Origin of the sequence: Acidisoma sp. S159, from assembly GCF_009766125.1 — a bacterium.
Lineage (GTDB): Bacteria > Pseudomonadota > Alphaproteobacteria > Acetobacterales > Acetobacteraceae > Acidisoma.
Genome location: NZ_LMUG01000059.1, coordinates 662,366 through 687,669, shown reverse-complemented (window position 1 = coordinate 687,669; position 25,304 = coordinate 662,366). Strand labels below are relative to the sequence as shown.

Sequence of the window (25,304 nt, the reverse complement as noted above, 5' to 3'; positions counted from 1 at the left end):
CTGGAAGGGAGGGGAAGCCCAAGCTCGCGGCTGGCCGCGGGCGGGTAGTGCTTCCTCTATTTTTAGAACGGCTCTAGGCTGAGATAATAGTTTGATCTCATGGCCAAGACGCCACCGAATCACGTTCGGCTTCTCGCTGACCAGCGGCTGGGCTTGCCCAATTGGGATGAAGAGCGCCGTCATTCCGGCCGGTCGCTGTCGCTAACGATTTTGATGGAAAGTCTCGACCAAGCGCGATGATCGCCCCCAAGCCGGCAAAGACCGATCTATTGCAGGGCTGCCTCCAGGCCTCGCGGCTGGGTCTGATGGATCAGGCCCGGGACCTCGCCCATCGCCTGATCGCCGCCGCACCTGCAGCGGAAGCGCCTCGGATCCTCGATGCGCGGATCCGGCTGATCTGGATTGAGTTCCAGGACGGACATCACGCGACAGCCCGGAGCGTCGCCCATACCGCCATCGCCGAAGCGGCGGCATTGGAAGACGTTCCCCGGGAATCGATCGCCCGATCACATTACGCGCGGTTGCTGGCGGAGGACCTCGAAACCTCTCGCGCGGCCGACGAGGCTTTGACCGCGTTGCGCCTCGCCAGGGTCTCGGGCGACGCGCTGGCTCTTTCGATCGCGTTGGTCGTGCCCGCGATCATCTGTTCCCGCGTCGGGCTTTACGAGGCCGCCGTCGAACTGGCGGATCAGGCGGTGCTCGAATCCCAGCGGTCAGGCGATACGGAGGCCATCGCGCATTCCATATCCAACTACGGATCGCTGCACGCGGACTACCTCTACCGCTTCGCGATCGCCACGCCGGAGCAGCGCCGGGAGTATCTGGACATCGCGATCACCCAAAGCCGCCGCGCCACGCAATACGCCCGCGGTCTCGAAGACAGCGAGATGCAGCGGCTGCCGGGCTACAACCTCGTGGAGTTTCTGCTGCTGGCCGGAGAGAAAGACGAGGCGGAAGCCGTGATGCGGGAGACCGATGCGGCGCCTGGCCGCCCATCCCGCCGCTCCGAGGTGCAGCGGGGCCATGTGCTGGCCAACCTTATGCTGGCGCGCGACGATCGCCAGGCGGCCATCGCCGCCCTGCGCGAAAGCCTGGAGCGCTGCGTCAACTATCCTTTTCTCGAACTGGCGGTTTTCGCTGCGAGAAATCTGGTCGATGTGCTGGCGGAGACCAGGGATTTCGAGGCGGCTTATGAGGCGCACCGGCGCTTCGACGAACTCTATTGCCTCCACGTCAACGAGGATGACAGCCGGCACATGCAAACCTCGATCCTGCATGACCGGATCGCCGAGATGCGGCTTCTGATCGCGGCTGAGGAAGGCCGCGCCAGCCGGCTGCTGGAATCGAATGCCAAGCTGGCGGAAGCGGCGGAGCGGCTGGCGCGCGAGACGCTTGAGGATGCCCTGACAGGAGTCGGGAACCGCCGCCAGCTCGATCTCACCCTGACGGAACTCGCGGCGCGGCGCGGTGGCTACGCGATCGCGATCCTCGACGCCGACCATTTCAAGCAAGTCAATGACCGCTATTCCCACACGACCGGGGACGCGGTGCTTCGGGGGATCGCTCAGGTCGTGAGGGACGCGCTTGTGAGGTCGGGCGGCGGTGGCGACTCGGTTGCCCGGCTCGGCGGCGAGGAATTCGCCGTGATCCTGGCCAATCGCTCGGACGTGCTGGCAGCGGCGGTTTGCGAAGATCTGCGGGAGGCCGTGCAGCGCCATAATTGGAGTGGCGTCGCGCCGGGCCTCGCCGTGACGATCAGTATCGGTATTGCCTCGTCGGATGAGGCTGAAGATGCGGCGGGCTGCCTCGCTTTAGCGGATCGCCGCCTGTACGAAGCCAAGCGGGCCGGTCGCAACTGCATTGTCTGGGCAGGTTGCGCGCCGCTTGCCCATCAGCATGCGGCTCAACACACCGGCCTGGTGCCATCGGAGGCTAAGCCGGGACTGGCCTCACCACACTGAGCCGCCGCTGGCTTCGCACCTTTCAGGCCGGCACGACATCGGTAGCCCCAGCGTCGCGTAGCGCCGCCTCGGCCTTGGCATGAAGGTCGGCATTCTTGGTCTGGACGGTCAGAATGAGCGTGCCGGCGGAAGCCTTTCCGTCGCGATCGCGCTGCTCTTCGTCATTGGCGACGGTCGTCGCGGCGAAGGCACCGCCCCCTGCGGCCGCGCCAGCCGCCAAGGCGACACCGATGGCCGCAGCGGCGACTCCGCCCGTGCCTATGGTGATCGCCGCACCGGCCAGAGCCGCCACCGTGGCCGCGCCGCTCACATGGAGGGTTCGCGCCTGCTGCGCGTCCTCATCCGTGTAAGCCGTCTTGGCCTGGGCACCGGGTGTAGGCGCTCCCCCGGCCATACCGCCCTCCGAGATCGCGAGATCCGCGCGGTCGAAGCCGAGAAGGCTGAGTCGGCCGATCGCGTCCTGCATCTGGTCGGAGGACGCGAAACGGCCGGCGACACGATGTAGCTCGATTGCCATTGGCGACGGCTGGAGAGTCGGTGAAGCATTCGGGTCGGTCTGGGCCATGATCGCCTCCGCGGGAATGCGCCACCGGGCGGCGCTTCTGTGTCTTGAGCTAGGGTGCGATCGGTCAGCGCGCCGTCACGATCCCTTGAGGCTCGGCCAAGTCAGACAGGTGTCAGCGCACCCCGAGGGCGGCGGTCAGGCCGCCATCAATCCTGATATCCTCGCCCGTCATGAACGCCGCCTTGTCGGAAGCGAGGAACGCGATCAGCTCGGCAACCTCCTCTGGCTCGCCGATCCGGCCGAGGGGATGCGCCGCGCCGAAGCGCGCGAAGGCCGCCTCGAGATCGGCATCCGGACCATCGAAACGGCGCGCCGATTGCTCGAGAATTGGGCTCCGCACGGAGCCGGGGCTGACCGACAGAACGCGGATGCGCGAGGGAGCGAAATCCAGCGCCATGGCCCGCGTCATCGCATGGATGGCGCCCTTCGACGCGACATAGGCCGCGACCCCTGCCTGACAGGCATGGCCCTGGACGCTGGAGAGATTGACGATCACTCCGCCGCCCCGGCGCCGCATCACCGGCACCCCGAAATGCGCCGTCAGGTGAACGCCGCCGACATTGACGGCCAGGCAGCGTGCGAAGGTTTCGGGATCCGTCTCCACCACATCGCCAAAGGGATGCACGGCGGCCGCATTGACGATGATGTCGAGGCCGCCGAACAGGCGGTCCGTTTCCGCGACGGCTGTCGCAACTTCTTCCGGCTGTGAGACATCGGTGAGGCGTGTTTCCACCTGCAAACCCTCGGCGAGGGCTGTGGCCGCCAAGGCGGCGTTGCCGGACGCATCGATTCCGAGCGCCATAACCCGGACGCCGTCACGAGCTAGGCGCAGCGTTGTGGCGCGGCCGATGCCGGTCGTGCCGGTGACCAAAGCGACGCGCTCTTCTTTCTCCGCCATGAAACCTCCGCATGTATTCCGCGTGACGCTACACCCTTTCCAACGGCGGCCGCCAAGGCCAGGATCCGGCGCAACCGGGAGGGCGAACATCATGCTGCAGAGCTGGCGCTGGTTTGGTCCGGAGGATCTGATACCGCTCGACCATGTGCGGCAGGCGGGCGCGACGGGCATCGTGACCGCCCTCCACCACATCTATGACGGCCGCGCCTGGACCTCGGCTGACATCGCCGAGCGCCAAGCGATGATCGCGGCGGCCGGTCTGCGCTGGGACGTGTGCGAATCGATCCCCGTGCACAGCGCTATCAAGCTGCGGAGCGGCGACTGGCGCCGCTATCTAGACAATTGGAAGGACAGCCTCGCTGCTCTGGGCCGCGCTGGGGTGCCGGTGATTTGCTACAACTTCATGCCGGTGGTGGATTGGACGCGCACCGACCTCATGTTCAGGGTATCGAGCGGCGGTTTCGCGCTGCGTTTCGACCTTGTCGATTTCATCGCCTATGACGCTTTCGTCCTGCGCCGCGCGGGGGCCGAGAACGACTACGCGGCGCCTCTCCTCGATCTTGCGGAATCCCGCGTGGCCGTGATGGACGAAGCCGCGACGACCAGATTGGAGACCACCATCATTGCCGGGCTGCCGGGCGGCGAGGATAGCTATTCGCGGGAAGGCATTCGCGCCCGCATCGCCGAGTTCGGCGGGATGAGTGCCGACGAGTTGCGTGCCAACCTCCTCGCCTTCCTTTGCGAGGTCGTGCCGGTGGCTGCCGAGGTTGGCGTCCGCCTAGCGATCCACCCGGATGACCCGCCGATTTCGCTTTTCGGTCTGCCGCGCATTGTCTCAACCGCCGAGGACATTCGCGCCATTACGTCTGGTGTGGATCATTCGGCGAACGGTCTCACGCTCTGCGCCGGGTCTTACGGTTCCCGCCACGACAATGATGTTGTGGCGATCGCCGCGGAGTTCGCGACGCGTATCCAGTTCGCGCATCTGCGCAATGTGACCCTAGACCCTGACGGTTCCTTCATCGAGGACGATCACCTCGGCGGGAGGGTCGATATGCCGCGCCTCGTGCAGTTGCTGCTGCGCGAAGAGTCGCGGCGTCTTGATGCCGACGACACGCGGGAAATCCCCATGCGCCCCGACCATGGCCACCTGCTGGCGACCGATATCGGCACGCGCAGCAATCCGGGATATTCCTATATCGGACGCCTCAAGGGGCTCGCGGAACTACGTGGCGTGATGGCGACAGTGGGTGCGCTGGGGCTGTGATAGGCGCGATCCGTTATCTTGGATGTGCGGGCGCGGGTTAGCGATAGGCGTCCGGGGTGTCGAGGTAGGTGCGGACGAAATGCGTCACCGCCTCCTCCAGTTCTGTGGCCGGACGGTTATAGCCGGCGGCATGCAGGCGGGCTGGGTCGGCTTGGGTGAAATACTGGTAGCGGTCGCGAAGTCCGTCAGGCATCTCGACGAAGCTGATGCGGCGGGGCAGGCCGAGCGCATCGAAGATCGCGCCCGTTAGATCGATGAAACTGCGAGCCCGCCCGCTGCCGAGGTTGAACAGCCCTACGCCGCTCTCCTGGTCGAGCAGCCAGAGAATGACGTCGGTGACATCGGCGACATAAATGAAGTCCCGCAGTTGCTCGCCATCGGCATAGTCGGGACGGTAGCTGCGGAAGAGATCGATGGTCTGGCCCGCCTTGATGGCCGCGAAATACTTCGAGACCAGGCTCATCATCGGGCCTTTATGCGCCTCGTTCGGACCGAAGACGTTGAAGAACTTGAGGCCGATGCAGAGTGGCGGCAAGGCATCACCGGCTTCGCGCCGCGTCGAGACCACCTGATCGAAAAGATGCTTGCTCCAGCCATAGAGATTGAGCGGCCGCAAGGTCTGCAGGTGGCTGAGCGCCATATCGTCATCGAAGCCTTGCGCGCCATCGCCATAGGTGGCCGCGGAAGAGGCATAGATGAGTTTTACCTGGCGCGCGGTGCACCAGTCGAGCAAGCGAAGCGAGAAGCGGAAGTTGCGCTCGATCACCTCATCCGCATCGGTCGCCATGGTCGAGGAATTGGCGCCCATATGCACCACCGCCTCGATATCGTTGCGGGGTTCGAGCCAGGCGAGCAGCTCGGCCGGAGGAATGATGTCCTGCACGATGCGTTTGCGCAGGTTCTGCCATTTGCCGTCGGCGCCCAGCACGTCGCAGACCGCGACGTCCCGCCGCGCCTCTTCGTTGAGAGCGGCGACGACGTTGGAGCCGATGAAGCCGGCGCCGCCGGTGACGACGATCATGCGGGTGATCCTTCCCGGTGGCGTGGCGAGGCGAGCAGCCGATGGGCAAGCACCCCGGCGCAGGTCAGGTGGTAGAGGCTGCTGGCCGGAGCGTGGTCGCGCGTGAAATGACCTTCCGCCACACGCCGCTCGTACCATAAACCGCGCGGCTCGATATCGAGATAAGGTTCGAGCACCGCGAAGGCGGAGCCGATGCGCGCCGTGGTCGCATCAGGGCGCACGAGTTCCGCTTTCAATCGTTCGGTTTGCGGCCAGAGCCTGGCGCCGGTGGCTCGTGGCGCGCCGTCGCTCCAAACCTCGTCGAATAACGCGCCGGTTTCCGGATGCAGGCCATGATTGTCGATGAAATGCAGCAGAGCGCGGATGGCGTGACGGGACTCTGGTGGCGGGACGCGGCCGCGACGGCGGCAGAGCGATCCATGCCAATCGAGCAGCCAGACCCATTCAGCGTGATGGCCCGGCTCGACAACGAAGCGGCCGCCTTCACGCAGAGGGGTCAGCCGGTCATCGTAGAATTCAGGCAGCGCGCCCTCGTGCCATTGGAAGAGATGGCTGAGGAAAACCTCCACCAACTCATCCGCACGCTCGAGGAATTGTGGCTCATCAAAGGCCTCGGCGGCGGCGAGATAGGCTTCCACGAGATGCATATGCGGGTTCTGCCGCCGAGGCAGGCTTGGCGGCAGGCCTTCGAGATAGGCGAGCCCGCGATGGCGCAGCTTGCCCTGTAGAAAGCGGTCGAGCGATTGCACTTCCGCCCGCAGAGTCGAGGATGGCAGCACCCGGTAGGCGGTGGCGAGAGCGAGCAGCACGAAGGCGTGGTCATAAAGGTCGTGCCGCGCATCCGTGACCGCACCTTTGAGGTCGAAGCGCCAGGCATAGCCACCGGTCGGGGTGCGCGCGAAACGGTCGAGGAAGGCGAGGCCAAGCGACACCGCTTCCAGCGCGGCAATGCGAGCCGCTGGCGGCAGCCCGTCATGTTCGAGCCGCGCCGCCTCCGCGAAGACGATGATCTGACGCGTTACGACACGGAGCCGCCGGAAACCGGCGGTGCTGGCGACGGTGTCGAGTGCGAGATGCTCGTGGAAACCAGCATGGGCACGGTCGATGCCTTGAGCGAGCCAAAGCGGCCAAGCATCGTCTCGCAACCACCACAATAATTTGCTGGCAGCCGGCGCAAGGATCGCACGATTGGCAGGCGACAGAATTGTCATCGCCGTCAACCCAGCTGCAGGCTCGGCTCTCGCTCCAGAGACATTCCCTTCGCCATGCGCTTGATCATGAGCGTCGTGCTGGTGTTTGGCACGTAGTCGATGAGTTCGACACGTCCGCCATAAGCCTCCACCACCTCGCGCCCGACAACCTGATCGGGCCGGTAGTCACCGCCTTTGAAGAGGACGTTCGGACGCAGCGCGGCAATGAGTTCCAGCGGCGTGTCATTGTCGAAGACGGTCACCGCGTCCACCGCCTCCAGCGCCGCGGCGACGGTGACGCGCGCGGTCTCATCCTGCACCGGCCGGTCCGGTCCTTTCAGGCGCCGCACCGAGGCGTCGCTGTTGAGGGCGAGCACAAGCCGGTCGACGCGATTGCGGCAGGCGGCGAGATTGAAGATATGGCCGGGATGCAAAAGGTCGAAACAGCCATTGGTGAAACCGACCGATAGCCCTTCGGCCTGCCAGGACCGTACTTGCGCGGCCAGCAGCCCCGCCTCGCGGTAGATCTTGGGCGACACCCGATGCTCATAACGATGCAGCAGGAGATCCGCGAGTTCGTCGCCTTCGGGAAAGGCAGTCCCTTTTTTTGCGACCGCGACGCCCGCTGCGCCGTTCGCGATCCGCAGGGCCTCGGGCAGAGCGGCGCCCGCCGCCATGGCCACCGCCATCGCGGCGACCAGCGTGTCCCCCGCACCGGAAACGTCAACCACGCGGCGCGCAAAGCTGGGATAGCGCGCCGCCGTGCGGCCATTCACCACAAGCTGCACGCCGGCCTGGCTGCGCTTGACCGCGATTGCCGAAACGCCGCTGGCGGCACTTATCTCGCCGGCGGCGCACTCGACCTCGGCATCATCTTGCGCGACGGCGCGGCCGAGCAACAGCGCGACTTCCGCGAGATTCGGGGCGATGACCGTGGCGCCGCGATAGCGCTCGAAGTCTCGCCCTTTGGGATCGACGATGACCGGTATGCCGAGCGAGGCCGCCGCTTCGACCACAGCGCGGATCACCTCCGGCTGCAGGACGCCCTTGGCATAGTCTGACAACACGACGGCGTCACAGCCGGGCACCGCGCCCGCCGCCCGATCGATGAGTTCCGCCAGAACCGCCCCCTCGGCGGGACCGGCGATCTCCCAATCCAGCCGCAGCAGATGCGTGTTGTATTGCGGATTGACCAGCCGGATCTTGAGCGTGGTTGTGCGCGCGGGGTCGGCCACGAGTTCCGGGTGGATACCGTCGAACAGCGCCAGTTCGGCGGCCAGATCGCGCGCCGTGATATCGGTGCCGACCAAGCCCACCAGCCGGCATTCAGCGCCCAGGGCCACCACATTGCGTGCGACGTTCGCCGCACCGCCCAGCATCTGCTCCTGCCGCTCAGCGGCCAGGATGAGGGACGGCGCTTCTGGGGACACCCGGTCCGTGCGGCCATAGACGAAACGGTCCAGCATGAGGTCGCCGACCACGAGGACACACTTCCCCGGCATCGCCAGGAGAATATCTGCGATCGGTTTGCTCATGACGGGCGGTGCCTCCTGCGGCGAAGCAGCCGGAGGTTGCGTCCTTCCGGCTTCGCCAGAGGGTAGCGCCGCAGTCTGAACATTAAATGAAGACGAAGCGGAACGATCCGCGTTCATAACAGTCTCTTCGTCGGTGGGACGGCAGCCGTTAATGCCGCGCCTATTGCCCGGGATTGGCCTTTGCCGCTGGGCCGGGAGTCGCGGCACTGTTGATGAGGGGCTTCGGCGCGGCGTCGTCCAGATCCGCCGCCGAGACCATCACCACGAGGTCGCGCGGGTCAACGAGGTTGAGCATGCTGCGCGCTTGCCCGTCCAGCGCATCGAGATCAAGCCCCCGGTCGCGCATGCCGTTCAGGCGGGCCTGCCACTGTGCCTCCTCGGCATTGGCATGGTCGAGCTGCAGCTGGGCGACCTGGATATCGATCTTATCCTGCTGCTGGGCCACCAAGCCGCGATCGCCACGCGTGGCGTTCCAACCGAAATAGCCGGCCAGCAGAAGGAAGATGAGGGGCGGCAGGGCGGCGCGGAGGCGACGCTTAAACGCCACGGCCATCGACATCGGATACAGCTCCGGCGCGAGATGCGCTGCCGCTCTTCATGCCTTCTTCGCCGTGCCCGACGCAAGCGCGTTCGCGGAACAGCGAGCACTTGCCCGCAGCAAGTATCAGCCGCCCGCGTCAGAAGCCGGCATGAACGATGTCGATCTCCACTCGGCGCGCTTCCTGTGGCGTGAACTGGTAGGTGGTGGCGCCGCGCGACATGGTGACGACGCGGTCACCCGATATCCCATCCGCGACCAGTTGAGCCTCGACCGCCGCCGCTCGGTTGCGGGCCAGATCCATATTGGCCGCCACGTCCCCGACGGTGCTGGCGAATCCGATGACATTGACCTTGGCGTTCGGATCCGCCTGCGCGGCGGCAGCGGCGGAGCTCGCCGCCTTCAGCCCGGCCGCATCGAGCGTGGCAGACCAGGGGCTGAAGAAGACCAGGAATTTCGGAATCGCGTGATGATACTGCTGGGCGGCGTAGTCGGTCGGACTATTGGAATAGCCGCAGCCCGACAGGCCGGTCAGCATAAGGGCAAGCAGCGCGGCGCGGCGGGGCATGTCTTCACTCCAAGAGTCTTCGTTGAGGGCATTCCGGCCTGAGCGCCAGCCACACGTCAAGCGTCAAGCCGCCGCGGCAATCGCCTTACCACCGGAAAGGCGCCAAATCCGGTCTAACTTCTCGACACCGAGAAGTCGATGCGCGATGAGAATAAACGTTCGCCCCCGGCCCAGCGCGTTCAGCGTGGTCAGAAACGCCTGCTCGGTTTCCAGATCGAGGCCCGAGCCGGGCTCATCGAGAATGACGATCATCGCTGGCGACAGCAGCACCCGGGCGAGCGCCAGCCGCCTGCCCTGCCCGCCTGAGAAACGCAGCCCGCCCTCGCCTACCCAGCTATCGAGCCGGTCAGGCAGAAGCCGCACCATGTCGCCGATCTGCGCCGCGTCCAAGGCCGCCCAGAGGGCCGATTCGTCGGCGTCGGGACGGGCCAGCAGGAGATTCGCGCGAATCGTATCGTCGAACAGATGCGTGTTCTGGGACAGCAGCGCGATACGGGAGCGCAGATCCGTGGCCCTCAGTCCTGCGATATCGGCCCCGCCGAGGAGGATCCGCCCCTCCTCCGGCACCGCCAGACGCAAGGCAAGCGCCGCCAGAGTCGATTTGCCGGCGCCCGAGGGGCCGAGAATCGCGACGCGCGTGCCTGGCGCGATATCCATGGTCAGGCCGTCGAGCACAGCCGCCCGGCGCTCCTGCCAACGGAAGTGGACGCCCTCGAAGCGCAGCCCGGTTTCGCGCGGCAGCGGCGCCGGCTCCGGCGGATCGGGCGCGATCAGCGGTTCGGCCACGGCGCCCAGGACGCGCCGCGCGCTAGCGATGGCATAGCCCGCCAAGGCGCCAGCGCGCGGCAGACCGCCGATCGCCTCGAAAGCCGCGATGGTCAGGAAGGCTGCACCCACCGCGGCAGCGGGCGGTGCGCCGGCGCCGAGCAGGACTGCCAGGGTGGCGGCCTGAGCGCAGAGGAAGGAGCCGGCCTGGGCGAGCCGCGCATAACCGGCGACCTGGCGCTGCGCAGCGAGCAGATTCGCTTCCCGGGCCTGCACGGCTGCGAGCATACGCCCCTCGGCACCGAAGACCCGCACTTCGCGGAGACCGGACACGGCGTCCAGCACACTGACCCGGAGCGCCGAGATCGCCTCAGCGAGGCGCTGACCCGCGGCGGCGGTGGCGCGTGCCGCCAGCCAGGGCAGCAGGAAAGCAGCGGCCGCGAAGAGCACGCCGACGATGAGGGCGAGCCACGCATCCTGGGCACCGAGCACGAGCAACAGCAACAGGAGGGTCAACAGCGCGCCCACGACCGGGACGAGAATGCGGGAATAGAGACCGTCCAGCGCCTCGACGTCGCTCACCAGCCGGGACAGGACATCGCCGCTGCGGCGGAACCCGAGGCCTCCAGCCGCGCCGGCGGCAAGGTTGCGGAAGAACCACAGCCGCAGGTCGGCAAGCGCTCGAAAAGTTGCCTCATGCGTGATGATGCGTTCGAGATAACGCAGCACCACCCGCGCGACACCCGTCAGACGCAGCAGGATCGGCGCCGCCAGGACGCCGAGCGTGACGGCCGCCGCGGTCATCCGTCCCGCCAGCGCCATCAAGGCGAGTCCCGCGGCGAGGGCGAGCAGCGACAGCACGAGGCCGGCCGCCATCCAACCGAACCGGCCGCGCCACAAGGCAAAGATGCGGAGGATTTCGGTCATGCGACGCCGCTCCGCTCGCCCTGCTGAAGCCGTCCAGCCACGATATTGAGCCTGCGGCCACTAAGGAGATGCGCCTGAGCGGAGTGGCTCACCATGATCACCGTGCGCCCGAGTGCCAGACGGTTAAGGCTGTCGAGCACCTCGGCCTCGGTCGCCGGGTCGAGATGGGCCGTCGGTTCGTCGAGTAGCAGTAGCGGCGCGTTCTTGAGGAAGGCGCGGGCGATGGCGACCCGCTGGGCCTGACCGCCCGAAAGGCCGTAGCCACCCTCACCGATCAAGGTGTCCAGGCCATCCGGCAGGTCGGCGACAAAGCTCTCGACATGGGCGAGGCGGATTGCTTCATCGAGTTCCTCGGCGCTGGCCTCCGGCCGGGCGAAGCGGATGTTTTCGCGGATTGAGGTGGCGAAGAGCACCGGGCGTTGACCGATCCAGGCGGTCAGCCGCGCCAGCGCCTGCGGAACGATGCTGGAAATCTCGATGCCGTTGAGCAGCACCTTGCCCGAGTCGGGCCGCACGAAGCCGAGCAGGATTTCGATCACCGTGGACTTCCCGGCGCCCGATGGGCCGGCCAGGATCAGCGTGCCGCCAGCCGGCAGCCGGAATGTGACGCCGTCGAGCGCCTTGCCGCGCGCCTTGTCCCAACTCAGGTGGACGTCCTCGAAAGCGATGCTGATGCCATGGGCCGCGACGGTCTGTGGTGCGGTCGCGGGCGGCTCGATGCCCCTTTCGGCTCCGTCTTGTGTTGTTGGGGGCAGCGCCACCACCGCCTCGGCCGCCGCGAGACCGCTCATGCGATCCTGATAGGCAAGCGCGAAGGCACGAAGCGGGGCAAAGAATTCCGGGACGAGGAGGAGCAGGAACAAGGCGCGGGCGATGCCCGGCGCGTCTCCTGGGGTGAGCAGGCTGCGTCCCTGTTCGATCGCAATCGCCACAAGAGCGACGGCGGCGGCGCAGTCGAGCGCGGCGGAGGAGAGAAAGGCGACCCGCAGCACGCGCATCGTGCGCCGGCGCAGGTCGTCAGCTGCGAGCTTCAGCGCCTCGGCCTCCGATTCGGCGCGGCCGGCGAGGACTATTGTGCCGATGCCGCGCATACGGTCCACGAAGCGCGTCTGAAGCCGCGTCATCGCCTGCATCTGGGATCGCGAAGCCGCCGCCGCGCCGATGCCCGCGGCCGCCATGCCGACTGGTACGAAGAGCCCGCACAGAGCGAGGATCAGAGCGGACAACGGGTCCGCGATCAAAGTGGCGAGGAGCACGAGAACGGGGCCTGCGATGGCAAGCGTTGCCGCTGGAATCCAGCGTGCGAAGAGGCCGTCGAGCGCCTCGATCTTATCGACGACGATGCTGCTCAGCGTAGCGCTATGCTCGTGCCTCAATAGGCTTGGGCCGATGGACAGCAGCCGGCCCAGAATCTCGCTGCGAAGCCGCCGCCGTCCCGCCGCACCCGCCGTGAAGGCCGCACTGTCGGCGAGCACTGAGAGCGCGGCGCGGGCGAGTGCCAGCAAGCCGAACAACAGACCGAGCGTGATGAGTGGCGTGCCAGAGGGCTTGATGAGTCCGCGCAACAGGAACGCGGCGACGCCCGCCTGGATGATCGCGAGAAGAATACCGAACAGACCGAGCAGGATAGCTCCGGCGGCCGCACGGCGGCCGAGGCTGCCCTGCTGCTTCAGCCAGGTGGTCGCCGCTTTCTTCGTCACATCCATCGGAGGCGGACATAGCGCGCCCCGAGGCGGCTGCGAAGCGCCTCAGCGGTGCCAGTTGCGCGACACTCGGTCCCGCCGTGTGGGATGACGGCTCACGCCGGAGCGCTAAGCTTGAACGCGAGGCGCATTTAGCGCGTCTCGCGTTCATAAGTGCCGCCCCGGCAGATCGTCAGGCAGGTTCCTGGACGTGGGCCTCCAGGAACCACAGCGACTTGTCGAGGTCGCGGGAAAAGGCGGTGAAGATATCGGCCGTGTCGGCGTCACCCGCCTCATCCGTGTCGTCGATCGCCTTGCGGACGGAATTGGCGACCGCCGCATAGTGCTCGATCAGCGCCGCCAAGTGATCCTCGATCTTGTAGATGTTCGTCGGATAGGGCTTGAGGCTGGAATCGTTGGCCGCCTGGCTGGTGCCGATCGCGGTGCCGCCGAGCTGCACCACCCGCTCGGCAATGATGTCGACATGCTCGTCGATCGTGTCGCGGAACCCGTCCAGCATCTCGTGGATCATGATGAAGCGCGGGCCCTTGAGGTTCCAATGGGCCTGCTTGGTAATGAGCGCGAGGTCGATCGAGTCCGCCAAACGCTCGTTGAGGATCGCGATCGCCACCTTCTTCGCGTTGCTGTCGAGATTGTTGCGCGTCTTGTGCGGCTTGGTCGCGGCGTCAGCCATGCTTCGCTCCTGCTTGTTTTGGAGCCTATGCAGGTAAGCTGCCCTCTGCAGCCGTCAATCCGTCAGGGTCAGGAGGCTCGGTCGACCGTGTATGCCGCGACGTCGATGAGGGCTTGGCGCATCTCGGAATGGGGGAAGATATCGAGCGCATCCTGCGCGCTGCGGACGAAACGAGCGGCGCGGCCGAGGGTGGCGGCGATCGCGTCATGGCGCGCAAGCAGCTCCATCGCGCGCGGCAGATCCGCCTCGGTCTGTTCGCCCACCTCCAAGGTGCGTGACCAGAAAGCCCGTTCCTCAGTATTGCCGGCGGCGTAGGCGATCAGGATCGGCAAGGTGATCTTGCCTTCGCGGAAATCATCGCCGACCGTCTTGCCGAGAACCCGCTCATCGGCCGCGTAGTCGAGGGCGTCATCGACAAGCTGGAAGGCAATGCCAAGGTCCATGCCGTAAGTCGCGAGAGCATTCTCCTCCGCCGGCGGCCGGCCGGCGACCACCGCGCCGACCTCGCAGGCGGCAGCAAACAGGGCCGCGGTCTTGCCACGAACGACCTCCAGGTAGCGTTCCTCGGTCGTCGCCAGGTCATGCTGCGTGACAAGCTGCAACACCTCGCCTTCGGCAATGGTCGCAGCGGCATGGGAGAGGATTTGAAGGACGGAGAGCGAGCCGTCCTCGATCATGAGCTGGAAGGCGCGCGTGAACAGGAAATCGCCGACGAGGACGGGGGCCTTGTTGCCGAAGACGGCATTGGCGGAGGCCAGGCCACGGCGCAGCCGGCTTTCATCCACCACATCGTCATGCAGCAAGGTCGCGGTATGGATGAATTCGACACAGGCCGCGAGATTCACATGCCGCTGTCCGCCCTGGTAGCCGCATAGCCGGGCCGCCGCGAGTGTGAGCAAAGGGCGCAGCCGCTTGCCGCCCGCGGCCACGATATGCGCCGCCAGCTGCGGTATGAGCGCGACGGGACTATCCATCCGGGCGACGATCGCGCGGTTGCAGGCTTCCATATCCTCATGGAGGCTCGCCAGCAGAGTCGCGAGCGCGTCCGGCCCTTCGGCAAGGGCGGGTTCGCGGGAAGACGATGCGGTGGCCAGAACGCCCAAGCTTGATCCCTTCGTGACGCGCGGCCCAGCGGCAATGCGCGCTCCTGCGATCGCTAGCGGGATCGCATAATTCGCGCCGGACCGCTACCGCCCCACAGGCGAACGCGCAACACTTGGCCATGCACGGGAGACCGGTGCAGAGCCGCGTTTAGGAGCATACGGGATTTGGAGGCAAGCCAAGGCCATCTGCTCGGCGGCGCGGTCCGCTACGATCAGCCGCGACAAGGCTATCGCACCGGGATCGAGCCGGTGCTGATGGCGGCCGCGGTCCAGGCTCAGCCGGGTCAGGCGGTGCTGGAGGGCGGCACGGGTGCGGGTGCCGGGCTGCTGTGCCTCGCGCACCGTGTTTCGGGACTGGTCGGTTGGGGCGTCGAGATCATGCCCGAGATGGCCTCCCTCGCGACGGCCAACCTTGATGCCAACGGCTATGATGGGCTTCGTGTATCCTGCAGCGACATCAGGCGGGAAGAAGAAGAAGAAATATCGCGTCCAGAATGGATTGACGCGCTGTTTGACCATGCCATGGCCAATCCGCCGTGGCACGATGATGCGGGCACCGTGCCCGCTGAACCATTGCGACGGGCCGCGAAAATGGCGCGCAAAGGGGAGTTGGAGGCGTGGATCAGCGCGTTGTCTCGCCGTCTACGCCCGCGCGGCAGCATCACGCTCATCCTGCCTTCCGCCGCGACGCCCGCCGCGCTCGCCGCCCTGACTGCCTCGAATTGCGGGGGCGCACGGTTGTTGCCGCTCTGGCCGCGATCCGGTCAGACTAGCCGCATCGTCATCCTGCAGGCGCGCCTCGACGATCGCAGCGAGTTCCGGCTGCTCCCCGGCCTCGTCCTCCACCGCGACGGTGACTCTCGCTACACCGAAGCGGCTGAGGCGATCCTGCGCGGGGGCGCAGGGCTGGCCCTCGACTAGAAGCGGTTGGTCGGATGTCGCAGGTGCCAGAGTCGCTCATGCGCGGCGACCAAGGTCTCCATGGAGCGGCGCCGATTGGCCTCTACCTGGCGCGGGCGCCGCGTTAGCATTGTTTCAAGAACCTGGAGGAGCTGTTGCGCCACCTCAAACTCCTGCTGGTCGCAGGCTTGGTGGAAAGCGATCAGAACCTTGTCGGTCAGCCGGCGAGTATAACGCGGGGCTTCGCCCCGAACCCCAATTTGAACCAGCTCCTGAAGATCTTCCGTCACGGGCTTTCCAAGACCTCTCGCTGAAAATTTTAGGCCGATTCCCGTCTGGGGCGGCGGATCCACGATATACGAGGCTCAAATTAACTAGGTAACTAAAAACACGTCCGTTGAGACGTTGGTCATAAATGATCTTCTAGATGCTGGATCCATCCCTGCCAAGGGTTTTGCGCCAGGCCTGAGCGAGAACCGTCGGGGATAGACCGGGCGGGAACACTCCAGCGAGACGGCCCTTTTCGTCCATCAGATAGATAAAGGCGGAGTGATTGACGGCATAGGGTGCCCCGGAGGTCGCGGCGGGCACTTTCTGAACATAGACGCGATACGCGGAAACCACCCGATCAACCGCCTCCTGGCTTCCTGTGAGACCGATGAGCCTTGGGCTAAAGAGGGCGACATACCGGGCCAGTGCTTCTCGTGTATCGCGGGCCGGATCGACCGTGATGAAGATCGGCACGACCTTGTCGCCCGCCTTGCCCATCTGCTGCAACGCGGCGACGATGCGTTGCAAATCAGTCGGGCAGACATCCGGGCAGAAGGTATAGCCGAAGTAGACCAGCATCCATTTGCCATGGAAGCTCTTGTCGGTGACAGCAGCCCCGGTTGAGGCATTCGTCAGCGAGAAGGGTCCGCCGATCGGCACCCCCGCGAGGGCGGAATCCCCCGTGGTGGGCGAGACGAAGCCGGCATCCTGTTCCAGTCGTGTTGCCCAGCCGCCAAAGACCAGCGCACCGAAGGCGCCGATCAGTACAAGACCGAGCAGGCCAACACCGAACCAGCGCAACGCCCGGATCAGCTGATCGCCTGCGCCCTTCGGCCCCCCCCCTGGTAGCTCGTCGCCCTTATCCGCCACGAATAATCCTCAACCAAATTCTTAGGAATTATACGCGACATGGAGCCAACCGTATGCGGAGCTTTCCTCATGGCTGTACGTGAGATCCTGGGCTTCCCGCATTCAGGCCTCCGGGCGGTGGCGGAGCGTGTCAACTCATTCGACGCCGAGCTTCGCTCGCTCGCGAATGACCTGCTTGAGACGATGCGCGCGGCGCCCGGCATCGGCATAACGGCGCTGCATATCGGCGTTCCGCGCCGCCTAGCTGTTATCGAACTGCCCAGCAAGACGGCCTGCTTCTACGTCAATCCCCAGATCGACTGGGTTTCCGCCGAGTTGGTCCGCTACCCGAAAGCAGCGTTTCAATGCCTGGCGTCACGGATGACGTCGAGCGTCCTTCCCGCATTCGGCTGCGCTACCGGAATCTGGCTGGCCGCGGCGAGGTGGCTGAAGCCACAGGGCTTTTGGCGGTCTGCCTGCAGCACGAAATCGACCAACTCGACGGCATTTTCTGGCTCTACAGACTGTCCCGGCTGAGGCGAGACCGGCTGATCAAGCGCTTCGGGAAGCTGCGTCGTGCATTATGAGTCCTAGGGAAACGCCGCCGCATAGATCTCGGGCTTGAACCCTATGATCAGTTGGCCGCCACCTTCCAGAACGGGGCGCTTGATCACGGAAGGCTGGGCCAGCATCAGAGCGACCGCCTTCGTCTCGTCGAGGTCCGCCTTGTCCGTGTCGGGAAGCTTGCGGAAGGTCGTGCCGGCTCGGTTGAGCAGCCTGTCCCATCCGGCCTCACGAGCCCAGCCCTCCAGCTTGCGCCGCTCCACGCCTTGCAGCTTATAATCGTGGAATGTGTAGGCGACGTCGTGGCCTTCGAGCCAGGCGCGCGCCTTTTTCATCGTGTCGCAATTCTTGATGCCGTAAATCTTGACCGGCTTGGCCATCAGTCTTTGACCCCTGCCCTACCATGTTGCCCGTCGCAAAAGCACGATTCCGACGAGTTCTCAGTGCGCGATACTACCAGTCCTCGACGGGCACGAGCGGGTGGATTTTGAACTGGTCCCGTGCGGTTCGGACAAATGTCGTGAGGCTGGCTGAGGCTATTCGCCGCGCCGGATAGACGGCGCTCACCGGTATCGGCGGCGGCGCGAAGCTTTGGAGGATCGGGATCAGGCGACGGGCCATCACGGACTCCTGGACCTGATAGGAAAGCGCACGCGTGATCCCCATACCGGCCTCCGCGGCCGCGATTGCGGTATCGGCGTTGTTTACGGCCAGGCGGGGCTTTACCCGCACGAGTGCCTCGCCAGCGCTGAAGCGCCATTCATTGGTGGCATTGACGTTCTCGAAAGCAATGATGTCGTGGTCGGCAAGTTTCGCCGGGGAAAGCGGAATGCCATGTTGCTCCAAATAGGCGGGGCTGGCGACCAGGACGCGGCTGACGACACCAAGCCTCACCGCGATCAGATTGCTATCGGCAAGCTCGCCGATACGAACCGCGACATCGATGCCTTCTTCCACGAGATGGAGGTTGCGATCGGACAAAGTGAGCCTAATCGACAAAGCCTGGTGCTGGCGCAAGAGGCGGTCGATGACTCGCAGCACATGGAGGCGACCGAAGACAATCGGAGCCGTGACTTTCAATTCGCCCCGAGGTTCTGCGTTCTCGCCGCGAACTCTTCGCTCGGCGTCGTCGATATCGGCCAAAATCTGCTGGCAGCTTTCCAGGTAGATCCTGCCGCGTTCGGTGACACCGACCGATCGGGTCGTCCGGCTCAGCAGCGTCAGGCCGAGCTCATCCTCGAGCTGCGCGATCGACCGCGTGACGACCGAGGGCGATAGCCGCTTCTGCCGCGCCGCCTCCGCGAAGCTTCCGAGCGTTGCGACGGCGACGAAGATCCGCATGGCGCCAAGGCGGTCCATCGGCTATTGCTGCATTGGCAATAATGTCTTGTCAATCAGGCCTATTATCGCGCCTCGCGCATGATCCCACTTGACTGAAGAGTTGGGGCGTCGCCTGAACAAGCACTCGCCCGCGGAATGTGGAGTGACCGAATGCCCTATGGGTTCCTCGATATGGTCTCGACACCAAGCGTCCGCGCCGCCCAGGCGGCGAATGGCAGCCTGGGAATGTGGGAGCAATTTAGCGGCGACCGCGCATCCGATCGATTCACGGAGAGCGAAACAGCCTTCATCGGCGAGCGGGACAGCTTCTACATGGCGACGGTTACGGAGAATGGCTGGCCCTATGTGCAGCATCGGGGGGGTCCGCGCGGCTTCCTGAAGGTCCTCAACGATAAAACCCTTGGCTTCGCTGATTTTCGCGGCAACCGGCAGTATATTAGTCTTGGCAACGTCGCGGCGGACGACCGGGTCGCGCTGATCCTGGTAGACTATCCGAATCGCGGCCGCCTCAAAATCCTGGCGCATATGGAAACGCGTGATATTCGTGACGAGCCCGCTCTCGCAGAGCGCCTTATCGTTCCGGGCTACAAAGGAAAACCTGAGCGTGCGTTTCTGCTACACCTCGAGACTTTCGACTGGAACTGCCCGCAACACATCACGCCGCGCTTCACCGTGCCTGAAATTGAGAGCGCTTTGTCGCCACTGCATGAAAGGATCGCCGCCCTGGAGTCCGAAAACCAGATACTTCGGGCACAAGTTGCCGGCGCCGCCTGATTGAGCTTGGAGCGCAGATCATGAACCGCACAATACACGAGTATCTGATATTCGAAACCGCGAGCGGTTTTTGTGGCATCGCTTGGAATAGCGCCGGGATCACGCGGTTCCAGTTGCCGGCTCGAAGCGCTAAAGTGACGGAGGGCAATGTGTTGCGCCGTCTGCAGGGCGCCAAAGCTGGCTCGCCCCCGACGAAGGTGCTTGAGGCGATCGCGGCCGTGCAGCGCTACTTCGAGGGCAAACAGGTCGATTTCGGCGATATCCGGCTCGTGCTGGATGGCCAGGAGGAGTTCTACTCGCGGATCTATGCCGCCGCGCGACAGGTCGGGTGGGGCCATACGACCACCTATGGCACCTTGGCGAAAGAAGTGGGTGCCGGGCCCGAGGCCGCGCGCGACGTTGGCCAGGCCATGGCGAACAATCCGGTGCCCTTGATCATCCCGTGCCACCGTGTTTTGTCCGCCGGCGGCAAGGTCGGTGGCTTTTCGGCACCGGGCGGCTCGGTCGCGAAGATCCGTATGCTGGAACTGGAGGGCATACATCTCGGGCCGCCGCCGCCTGCCCAGCGATCGCTTGGGCTTTGACTAGGAAAAGCGGCCTGGCCGAGCCAGACGTCGTGTAGAGCTTTTTTCCGGTCGAAGTGATTCGGAGGAAAGCTCTAGCTCTTTGTTTTGGCGAGCATCTTATCCGATCGAAGAGCAAGGTCGACCGGATGATGCTTTAGCGATTCGGCCCGAATGACGCCATGAGCGGTTCCACGAAGACCATATGGTCATCGACAGCGACGACCCCGGCAAGGTTTTCCACCGCCACACGAATGGCTCCGCGCAACCGCTGGTCATGGATGACGCCGCTGAGCGTTACCACGCCACCTCGTGTTTGGCAGATGACGGAACTGTCTTCCAAACCGGGAATCCCATGCAGCTGGGCGGCAAGTCTCGCCTCGATGTCCTCGTCACTCGTGCCCGCGAGTGGAAGTTCGGCAAGTCTGCGACCTAGCGCCGCAACGAGATCCGCGCGGCTCAGAACACCCATGAGGCGATCGCCTTGGACCACAGGAACCCGCCGGATACGGTGCTTCTCCATAAGATCCACGACCTCGCTGAGCGGCGTCTCCTCGGTGACGGTGACGACCTGCGCGGTCATGATGTCATCGACGCGGCGGCTATGCGTGCGCACATAATCCGCCGCCCTGTCCCTGGGGCCGATCAGCAAACTCAGGAGGCTGAGATGGCGGTCGCTAGTGCCTGTCTCGACCCTCCGCAACAGGTCGCCCTGCGTCAGGATGCCGACGAGTTTGCCATCGCTTGCGACCACTGGAATGCCGCTTACCCGGTTGACCACCATGATGTCGATGGCGGCGTCAATCGACGCAAGTGATCCTATCGTCAGAACGCGCCGCGTCATGATATCGCCGGCTTTCATCGGCCCAGCTCCCTTTCATCATCCGGTCGTCTTGGCAACGAGAAAACCTGGTAGAAGGAGGATGCCTGTGGCGCCGGATTGGCGGATATCGCGATAGGTTAGGCGAGCAATTATGTCCTGTCGATGTCGCGCCTATGCCGTCAGCGGGCTTTCCCAAAATCACTCACGGCTGGCCGCCAGTTCCGGCATATGGGAGAACAATGGCGTGTCTATTGGGGAGCAATTGCGATGATTGAGGTCGGCCTCGCCGGTGTCTATCAAGATTACATTGCATGCCTCAATGAGCAGAATTGGCCGATGTTGAAACGATTCGTTCATGATGAAGTTCGCCACAATGGTCGAGCCGTCGGAATAGCGGGTTATCGCGAGATGCTGGAGAAGGATTTTCGTGACATTCCAGACCTTTATTTCAATATCCAGCTTTTGATCTCCGATCCCCCGTTTATAGCAAGCCGTTTGCAATTCGACTGCACCCCGAGGGCAAACTTCCTCGGTCTCGCTGTGCACGGAAAGAGAGTCATGTTCACCGAACATGTATTCTATGAGTTCCGGACAGAGAAGATATCGCAGGTTTGGTCGATTGTAGACAGGGCGGCGATCGAAGCTCAGCTTTAGCGCGTTTTTATTGCAGTCGGGTGTTGGGCCATGAAGATTGCTACCTTCAACGTCAACGGGATCAACGGGCGGCTACCCGCGCTTTTGAGGTGGCTGGAAGAAGCCAAGCCGGATGCCGTCTGCCTCCAGGAATTGAAGGCGCCGCAGGAGAAATTCCCTGACGTGGCCCTGGTGGAGGCCGGATACGGAGCGATTTGGCACGGGCAGAAGAGCTGGAACGGCGTCGCTATTCTCGCGCGCGGTCAAACGCCGGTGGAGACGGCACGCGGCTTGTCAGGAGAGCCCGAAGACACCCATAGCCGCTATATCGAAGGCGCTGTGAGCGGTGTCCTCATCGGCTGCCTTTATTTGCCGAATGGCAATCCTGCGCCCGGACCAAAGTTTGACTACAAGCTTCGGTGGTTCGATCGCCTCATTGCCCACGCCAATGAGCTGCTCCTGTCCAAAGCCCCAGTGGTTCTCGCGGGTGATTACAACGTCATGCCGACCGACCTCGACGTCTATAAGCCGGAGCGCTGGGTCGATGACGCTCTCTTTCGGCCCGAAGTTCGCGACGCTTTTCGCCGACTACTTGAGCAAGGCTGGACCGATGCGATCCGCGTACTGCACCCGCAGGAAAAGATCTACACGTTCTGGGACTATTTCAGGAACGCCTATAGCCGGAATGCCGGCCTCCGCCTTGATCATTTGCTCTTGAGTCCGTCGCTCAAGAAGCGCCTCATCAGCGCCAATGTAGACCGTGAAGTCAGAGGCTGGGAAAAAGCGAGCGACCATGCGCCGACATGGATAGAACTTGAGGATGACGAGAGGACGGCTTCACGCGGTCCCGACGCGACCGGAAAGACCCGGCATCGAGGATCTCCGCGCAAATCCTAAAACGCCAGACTTATGCCGCCGCCCAGCGCTCTGTCGCTGCCGCCCTGATACCAGGTGTCCTCTCCGTAGGCGGAGAGCCGAAGAGCCGCATTGAGGTTCCAATGGATGGTGCCACCGAAGCTGTTCTGACGCACATAGCTCCCGGCGGTATAGTTGCGATTTGCGGGCAGGTAAGATGCCACGATGTACACCTGGTCAAGAGGATGGAGCACGGCTATGAGCGTAACGCCGCGAATCGTTTGCGGCTGGTAATATTGCGTGGCGCTGATTGGTGTGATGTTCTCGAAGTTACCAAAAGCGTAGCCGATTTGTAGCTGCGGCAACCAGGCGGCGACATCGAGATCGAGTTTCGGCATGACCTGAGAAAAATTGCCCCGAACGTAGTTCTCGAAGGTGGTATCGGCCTCAAGCGCAACTCGCTTCTTGCCCTCGAAGCTCCAGGGCAAAACATACTGCGGCGATATATACGTGCTCCACTGATAGGTGTAGAGGGCATGGACACCTACGCCCGCGGTGACGTTGAGGCTGATGTCGTCGTTGGGCTTGTAATTGAACCCGCCAACAAAGTTAGCAAGGGTGATCGAGCCCTGTTGCTGGTAGAGTTCCTGGCCGAGAATCTTCCAGCTTTCGTTGATCCGGTAGAAGCCCTGGGCAGCTTCGGTGTACAGATCGCTTAGCGCTGGTCCGCTCGTCCAGCTCTGGATATTGCCGGAGATGGAGATCGGCAGGGGACCGGGTTGGCTCGCGAGACTCACCTGGTCTGACGTTGCCTGTAGATGCGAGGTGTCGCCGAAGAAGTGGATCGGCTCGGAGGCGTCGTCGCCCGCTGCGGAGGTCGCGGTCGCGGAGCAGGAGGCGGTGCTGTCGCAACCACTGGCCGTCGCAGGCAGGTAAGACGCCACCGCAAACACAACCACAGTAGCGGCGGCCCTAAGCTGCTGCCAGCCCCCATCGCCCCGGCGCACGCCGTAGATCCTCACCGTTCGCTTGAGGGAGGGAAATACCACTTGCCGTCGCGGATCGGCAAGAAGCTGCCGTCGTCTACGCCGACCTCCGACGCGATGAGATCATTCGTAACGGTATTCAGGGCAACCAGCTTGTCGCCATTCTTGACTGGATCGCTCGCAAGATTGTTCATCTCATCCGGATCCTCTTGGAGATCGTAAAGCTCCAGGTCGTTCTTGCCGAGTAACTCTTCCAGCGTTTTTGGAGTGTTGAACTGCATCGGGCCGAAATAGCGCGAGAAGCGGTATCGCCCGTCAAAGACGCTGCGGATCGCAACACGATCGTAGAAGTCCGGGTCGTTTTTCAACATTGTCTGGATCTTGTCGGCATTGGTCACCGAGCCGGAGAACATCAAGTCGACAAAGTGCTCTGCCCAGACGACATCCTGGTAGGAAAGCATATTGTAGTTGAACAGGGCAGCCGCCCGCAGGCTATCGGCCTTCGCTGCCGCCGGAGCCGCGAGCAGACCGGAGAAGTCACGCCCCTTGAGGCCGTCTGCCGCCTTGGCACGCGCGGTCTCGTCCAGCCCGGTGAGCGCGATCATCGTCGGCACGAGGTCGATCTGTGAAGTAATCGCTTCGCAGTCCATTCCACCGGGATAGGCCGGATGCACGATCATGAGAGGCACGTGGTTCTGCTCTTTGTAAGTGCAGTTCCCTTTGCCCCGCATCTGATGATGGCCGCCGAGTTCACCGTGATCCGCATTGAAGACAACAATCGTGTTTTTATCCATCCCGTTGTCCTCGAGCGCCTTGAGCACCTGCAATACCTGCTGATCACAGTCGCGGATGCAATTGTAGTAATAGTCTCGAAGCACATGCCACCGGCGATCCTCGTCGGGCCACTGGCCGACCATCATATCCTGGATCGATTGATAGATCGCATGGGCCTTGGGGCGGCCGGGCGCATTCAGGGGCTGGCTGCGATTCGCGGGCAGCGGCAGATCATCCCATCGCGTCTGATACAGTTTGTCTTCAGGCGTCGGGAAGATCGAGATGGCATATTTTTTGCCCTGGACCACGTGATCCGGCAGGTCGGAATTGATGTACATTACATCGTGCGGATTGACGAAATTGACGGCAAGGAACCAAGGCTGTCCTTTCGCTCGCAGCTCCTCACCCTGCCGGCGCATCCAGGTGGTCACGGTATTCGCCGTCATTCCGTCAAAGGTATAGCCGCCGAGACCGCTGTCGATGAGGTCGCCGACCCCGTAGAAATCGGCGAAACCGTAGCTCTCAATGATCTTGCGGTAGTCAGCGGTGGGCGCGTCGATCGCCGTCTTGGTCTGGTCGAGATTATAGCTGAGATGCCACTTGCCCTGGTAGGCAGCGTGATAGCCGAGCTCCTGCATGCGATCGCCGATCGTTCGCACGGACGTCGACATGTCAGGCTGCCACAGGTAGTTGAGATTGTCGAAGACGCCGGAATGCTGGATGTGCTCACCGGTGTAGATGACGGACCGCGCCGGCGAGCAGACACAGGACGCAGCCTGGTGATTGGTGAAGGTGATGCCTTTCGACTTCAACCACTCCCGCGCCGGCACCGGAAAAGGCCACTTCGGAAAGAAGTGCTCCTGATCGACCAGAATAAAGAGGATGTTGTAGCCCGCAGGCGGCGAATCGGGCGCCTGGATCGGCGCGGCCGGAGCCTGATCGGCTGCCCTGGCAGATCGTGCCGCTCCAGGAAATAAGTTGAGGCCAAGCAACGCCGCCGTCCCCGAGCCGAGAATCGCGCGACGGGATGGTTTGGGAAGGCCGTCCGGCTCTGTCATATAGTCAATCCTCTGTAGCCTAACTCAATCCTTTGCCGTTGCCTCTTCCTTATCCTGCACTATGCGCTCGTCTGCGCAGGATTGCCGGAGCACGGCGAGAATAACATCGTAAAATCGGCGGTCGAACTTTCGCTGGTTCGTAATACTCGATGACAGAAATATTTTTATCCGAAGGATTTTGGCCTTGCAATAGATTTCCA

General features: G+C 63.7%; 26 protein-coding genes and 1 pseudogene. 9 read left to right on the top strand and 18 right to left on the bottom strand.

Annotated features, from left to right (window positions below; translation table 11 throughout):
* The first annotated feature begins 236 nt into the window (after positions 1 to 236).
* Positions 237 to 1,961 carry a GGDEF domain-containing protein gene (locus tag GSQ92_RS20015; RefSeq protein ID WP_159013870.1) on the top strand — a complete coding sequence of 575 codons (1,725 nt, stop codon included), beginning with the start codon at positions 237 to 239 and terminating at the stop codon, positions 1,959 to 1,961.
* Positions 1,962 to 1,983: 22 nt separating this feature from the next.
* Here the strand turns inward: GSQ92_RS20015 and GSQ92_RS20010 are convergent, their stop codons facing one another.
* The gene (locus GSQ92_RS20010; protein ID WP_158804554.1) at positions 1,984 to 2,526 is read right to left on the bottom strand and encodes a hypothetical protein; all 543 of its coding nucleotides are present in this window, start codon (positions 2,524 to 2,526) and stop codon (positions 1,984 to 1,986) included.
* 112 nt (positions 2,527 to 2,638) lie between these two features.
* Positions 2,639 to 3,424, bottom strand: coding sequence for an SDR family NAD(P)-dependent oxidoreductase (locus GSQ92_RS20005; RefSeq protein WP_158804555.1), 786 nt, complete (start codon positions 3,422 to 3,424; stop codon positions 2,639 to 2,641).
* 91 nt (positions 3,425 to 3,515) lie between these two features.
* On the opposite strand from GSQ92_RS20005, the gene uxuA reads away from it, so the two are divergent.
* On the top strand, positions 3,516 to 4,691 hold the full coding sequence (gene uxuA / locus GSQ92_RS20000; RefSeq protein ID WP_159013869.1) for a mannonate dehydratase: 1,176 nt from the start codon (positions 3,516 to 3,518) through the stop codon (positions 4,689 to 4,691).
* A 37-nt stretch (positions 4,692 to 4,728) separates the two neighbouring features.
* Here uxuA and rfaD read toward each other — a convergent pair whose 3' ends face one another.
* From rfaD to GSQ92_RS19955, 9 genes are all read right to left on the bottom strand, one after another.
* Positions 4,729 to 5,712 (bottom strand): ADP-glyceromanno-heptose 6-epimerase, encoded by a 984-nt coding sequence (gene rfaD / locus GSQ92_RS19995; protein WP_158804557.1) that lies wholly within the window; start codon positions 5,710 to 5,712, stop codon positions 4,729 to 4,731.
* Positions 5,709 to 6,923 carry an AGE family epimerase/isomerase gene (locus GSQ92_RS19990; RefSeq protein ID WP_158804558.1) on the bottom strand — a complete coding sequence of 405 codons (1,215 nt, stop codon included), beginning with the start codon at positions 6,921 to 6,923 and terminating at the stop codon, positions 5,709 to 5,711. Before GSQ92_RS19990 ends, rfaD begins: the two co-directional genes overlap by 4 nt.
* Positions 6,924 to 6,928: 5 nt before the next feature.
* The gene (locus GSQ92_RS19985) at positions 6,929 to 8,437 is read right to left on the bottom strand and encodes a PfkB family carbohydrate kinase (RefSeq protein ID WP_158804559.1); all 1,509 of its coding nucleotides are present in this window, start codon (positions 8,435 to 8,437) and stop codon (positions 6,929 to 6,931) included.
* Between the two features lie 160 nt (positions 8,438 to 8,597).
* Positions 8,598 to 8,996: a septum formation initiator family protein gene (locus GSQ92_RS19980; RefSeq protein WP_158804560.1), complete on the bottom strand. Its 399-nt coding sequence runs from the start codon at positions 8,994 to 8,996 to the stop codon at positions 8,598 to 8,600.
* A gap of 118 nt (positions 8,997 to 9,114) precedes the next feature.
* Positions 9,115 to 9,543 carry an OmpA family protein gene (locus tag GSQ92_RS19975; RefSeq protein WP_158804561.1) on the bottom strand — a complete coding sequence of 143 codons (429 nt, stop codon included), beginning with the start codon at positions 9,541 to 9,543 and terminating at the stop codon, positions 9,115 to 9,117.
* Positions 9,544 to 9,606: 63 nt separating this feature from the next.
* Complete coding sequence (gene cydC / locus GSQ92_RS19970; RefSeq protein ID WP_158804562.1) at positions 9,607 to 11,235, bottom strand: thiol reductant ABC exporter subunit CydC; 1,629 nt, start codon at positions 11,233 to 11,235, stop codon at positions 9,607 to 9,609.
* Entirely contained in the window at positions 11,232 to 12,941 is a 1,710-nt protein-coding gene (cydD, locus tag GSQ92_RS19965) for a thiol reductant ABC exporter subunit CydD (protein ID WP_158804563.1), read from the bottom strand. Before cydD ends, cydC begins: the two co-directional genes overlap by 4 nt.
* A 169-nt stretch (positions 12,942 to 13,110) precedes the next feature.
* The gene (gene dps / locus GSQ92_RS19960; protein ID WP_158804564.1) at positions 13,111 to 13,611 is read right to left on the bottom strand and encodes a DNA starvation/stationary phase protection protein Dps; all 501 of its coding nucleotides are present in this window, start codon (positions 13,609 to 13,611) and stop codon (positions 13,111 to 13,113) included.
* A gap of 68 nt (positions 13,612 to 13,679) precedes the next feature.
* Positions 13,680 to 14,618: a polyprenyl synthetase family protein gene (locus tag GSQ92_RS19955; RefSeq protein ID WP_158804858.1), complete on the bottom strand. Its 939-nt coding sequence runs from the start codon at positions 14,616 to 14,618 to the stop codon at positions 13,680 to 13,682.
* A 261-nt stretch (positions 14,619 to 14,879) separates the two neighbouring features.
* Here GSQ92_RS19955 and GSQ92_RS19950 point away from each other — a divergent pair, with 261 nt between their 5' ends.
* Positions 14,880 to 15,635, top strand: a complete 756-nt coding sequence (locus GSQ92_RS19950; RefSeq protein WP_158804565.1) for a tRNA1(Val) (adenine(37)-N6)-methyltransferase — start codon at positions 14,880 to 14,882, stop codon at positions 15,633 to 15,635.
* Here the strand turns inward: GSQ92_RS19950 and GSQ92_RS19945 are convergent.
* Together GSQ92_RS19945 and GSQ92_RS19940 are read right to left on the bottom strand one after the other, a co-directional pair.
* Entirely contained in the window at positions 15,632 to 15,904 is a 273-nt protein-coding gene (locus GSQ92_RS19945; protein ID WP_158804566.1) for a hypothetical protein, read from the bottom strand. The two genes, GSQ92_RS19950 and GSQ92_RS19945, sit on opposite strands and share 4 nt — an antisense overlap.
* Before the next feature lie 133 nt (positions 15,905 to 16,037).
* Complete coding sequence (locus tag GSQ92_RS19940; protein WP_158804567.1) at positions 16,038 to 16,754, bottom strand: SCO family protein; 717 nt, start codon at positions 16,752 to 16,754, stop codon at positions 16,038 to 16,040.
* A 39-nt stretch (positions 16,755 to 16,793) separates the two neighbouring features.
* Here GSQ92_RS19940 and GSQ92_RS31790 point away from each other — a divergent pair.
* A pseudogene (locus tag GSQ92_RS31790) lies at positions 16,794 to 17,012 on the top strand (peptide deformylase); the annotation flags it as partial.
* Between the two features lie 86 nt (positions 17,013 to 17,098).
* Complete coding sequence (locus GSQ92_RS31785; protein WP_371418043.1) at positions 17,099 to 17,320, top strand: peptide deformylase; 222 nt, start codon at positions 17,099 to 17,101, stop codon at positions 17,318 to 17,320.
* A 3-nt stretch (positions 17,321 to 17,323) separates the two neighbouring features.
* On the opposite strand, the gene GSQ92_RS19930 is transcribed toward GSQ92_RS31785, so the two are convergent.
* Together GSQ92_RS19930 and GSQ92_RS19925 are read right to left on the bottom strand one after the other, a co-directional pair.
* Positions 17,324 to 17,677, bottom strand: coding sequence for an ArsC family reductase (locus GSQ92_RS19930; RefSeq protein WP_158804568.1), 354 nt, complete (start codon positions 17,675 to 17,677; stop codon positions 17,324 to 17,326).
* Positions 17,678 to 17,750: 73 nt separating this feature from the next.
* Complete coding sequence (locus tag GSQ92_RS19925) at positions 17,751 to 18,656, bottom strand: LysR family transcriptional regulator (protein ID WP_159013868.1); 906 nt, start codon at positions 18,654 to 18,656, stop codon at positions 17,751 to 17,753.
* 132 nt (positions 18,657 to 18,788) lie between these two features.
* Here GSQ92_RS19925 and GSQ92_RS19920 point away from each other — a divergent pair, with 132 nt between their 5' ends.
* Both GSQ92_RS19920 and GSQ92_RS19915 read left to right on the top strand, forming a co-directional pair.
* Positions 18,789 to 19,412 (top strand): pyridoxamine 5'-phosphate oxidase family protein, encoded by a 624-nt coding sequence (locus tag GSQ92_RS19920; RefSeq protein WP_158804570.1) that lies wholly within the window; start codon positions 18,789 to 18,791, stop codon positions 19,410 to 19,412.
* 20 nt (positions 19,413 to 19,432) lie between these two features.
* Positions 19,433 to 19,996 carry a methylated-DNA--[protein]-cysteine S-methyltransferase gene (locus GSQ92_RS19915; RefSeq protein WP_158804571.1) on the top strand — a complete coding sequence of 188 codons (564 nt, stop codon included), beginning with the start codon at positions 19,433 to 19,435 and terminating at the stop codon, positions 19,994 to 19,996.
* A gap of 136 nt (positions 19,997 to 20,132) precedes the next feature.
* Here GSQ92_RS19915 and GSQ92_RS19910 read toward each other — a convergent pair whose 3' ends face one another.
* Positions 20,133 to 20,837 (bottom strand): CBS domain-containing protein, encoded by a 705-nt coding sequence (locus GSQ92_RS19910; protein WP_158804572.1) that lies wholly within the window; start codon positions 20,835 to 20,837, stop codon positions 20,133 to 20,135.
* A gap of 228 nt (positions 20,838 to 21,065) precedes the next feature.
* Here GSQ92_RS19910 and GSQ92_RS19905 point away from each other — a divergent pair, with 228 nt between their 5' ends.
* Both GSQ92_RS19905 and xth read left to right on the top strand, forming a co-directional pair.
* Entirely contained in the window at positions 21,066 to 21,452 is a 387-nt protein-coding gene (locus GSQ92_RS19905; protein WP_158804573.1) for an ester cyclase, read from the top strand.
* A gap of 30 nt (positions 21,453 to 21,482) precedes the next feature.
* A complete protein-coding gene (gene xth, locus GSQ92_RS19900) occupies positions 21,483 to 22,328 on the top strand; it encodes an exodeoxyribonuclease III (protein ID WP_158804574.1) in 846 nt (281 codons plus the stop codon).
* Here the strand turns inward: xth and GSQ92_RS19895 are convergent.
* Both GSQ92_RS19895 and GSQ92_RS19890 read right to left on the bottom strand, forming a co-directional pair.
* Complete coding sequence (locus GSQ92_RS19895; protein ID WP_158804575.1) at positions 22,325 to 23,293, bottom strand: hypothetical protein; 969 nt, start codon at positions 23,291 to 23,293, stop codon at positions 22,325 to 22,327. The genes xth and GSQ92_RS19895 overlap by 4 nt on opposite strands.
* Before the next feature lie 11 nt (positions 23,294 to 23,304).
* A complete protein-coding gene (locus GSQ92_RS19890; protein WP_158804576.1) occupies positions 23,305 to 25,104 on the bottom strand; it encodes a sulfatase-like hydrolase/transferase in 1,800 nt (599 codons plus the stop codon).
* Between the last annotated feature and the right edge of the window lie 200 nt (positions 25,105 to 25,304).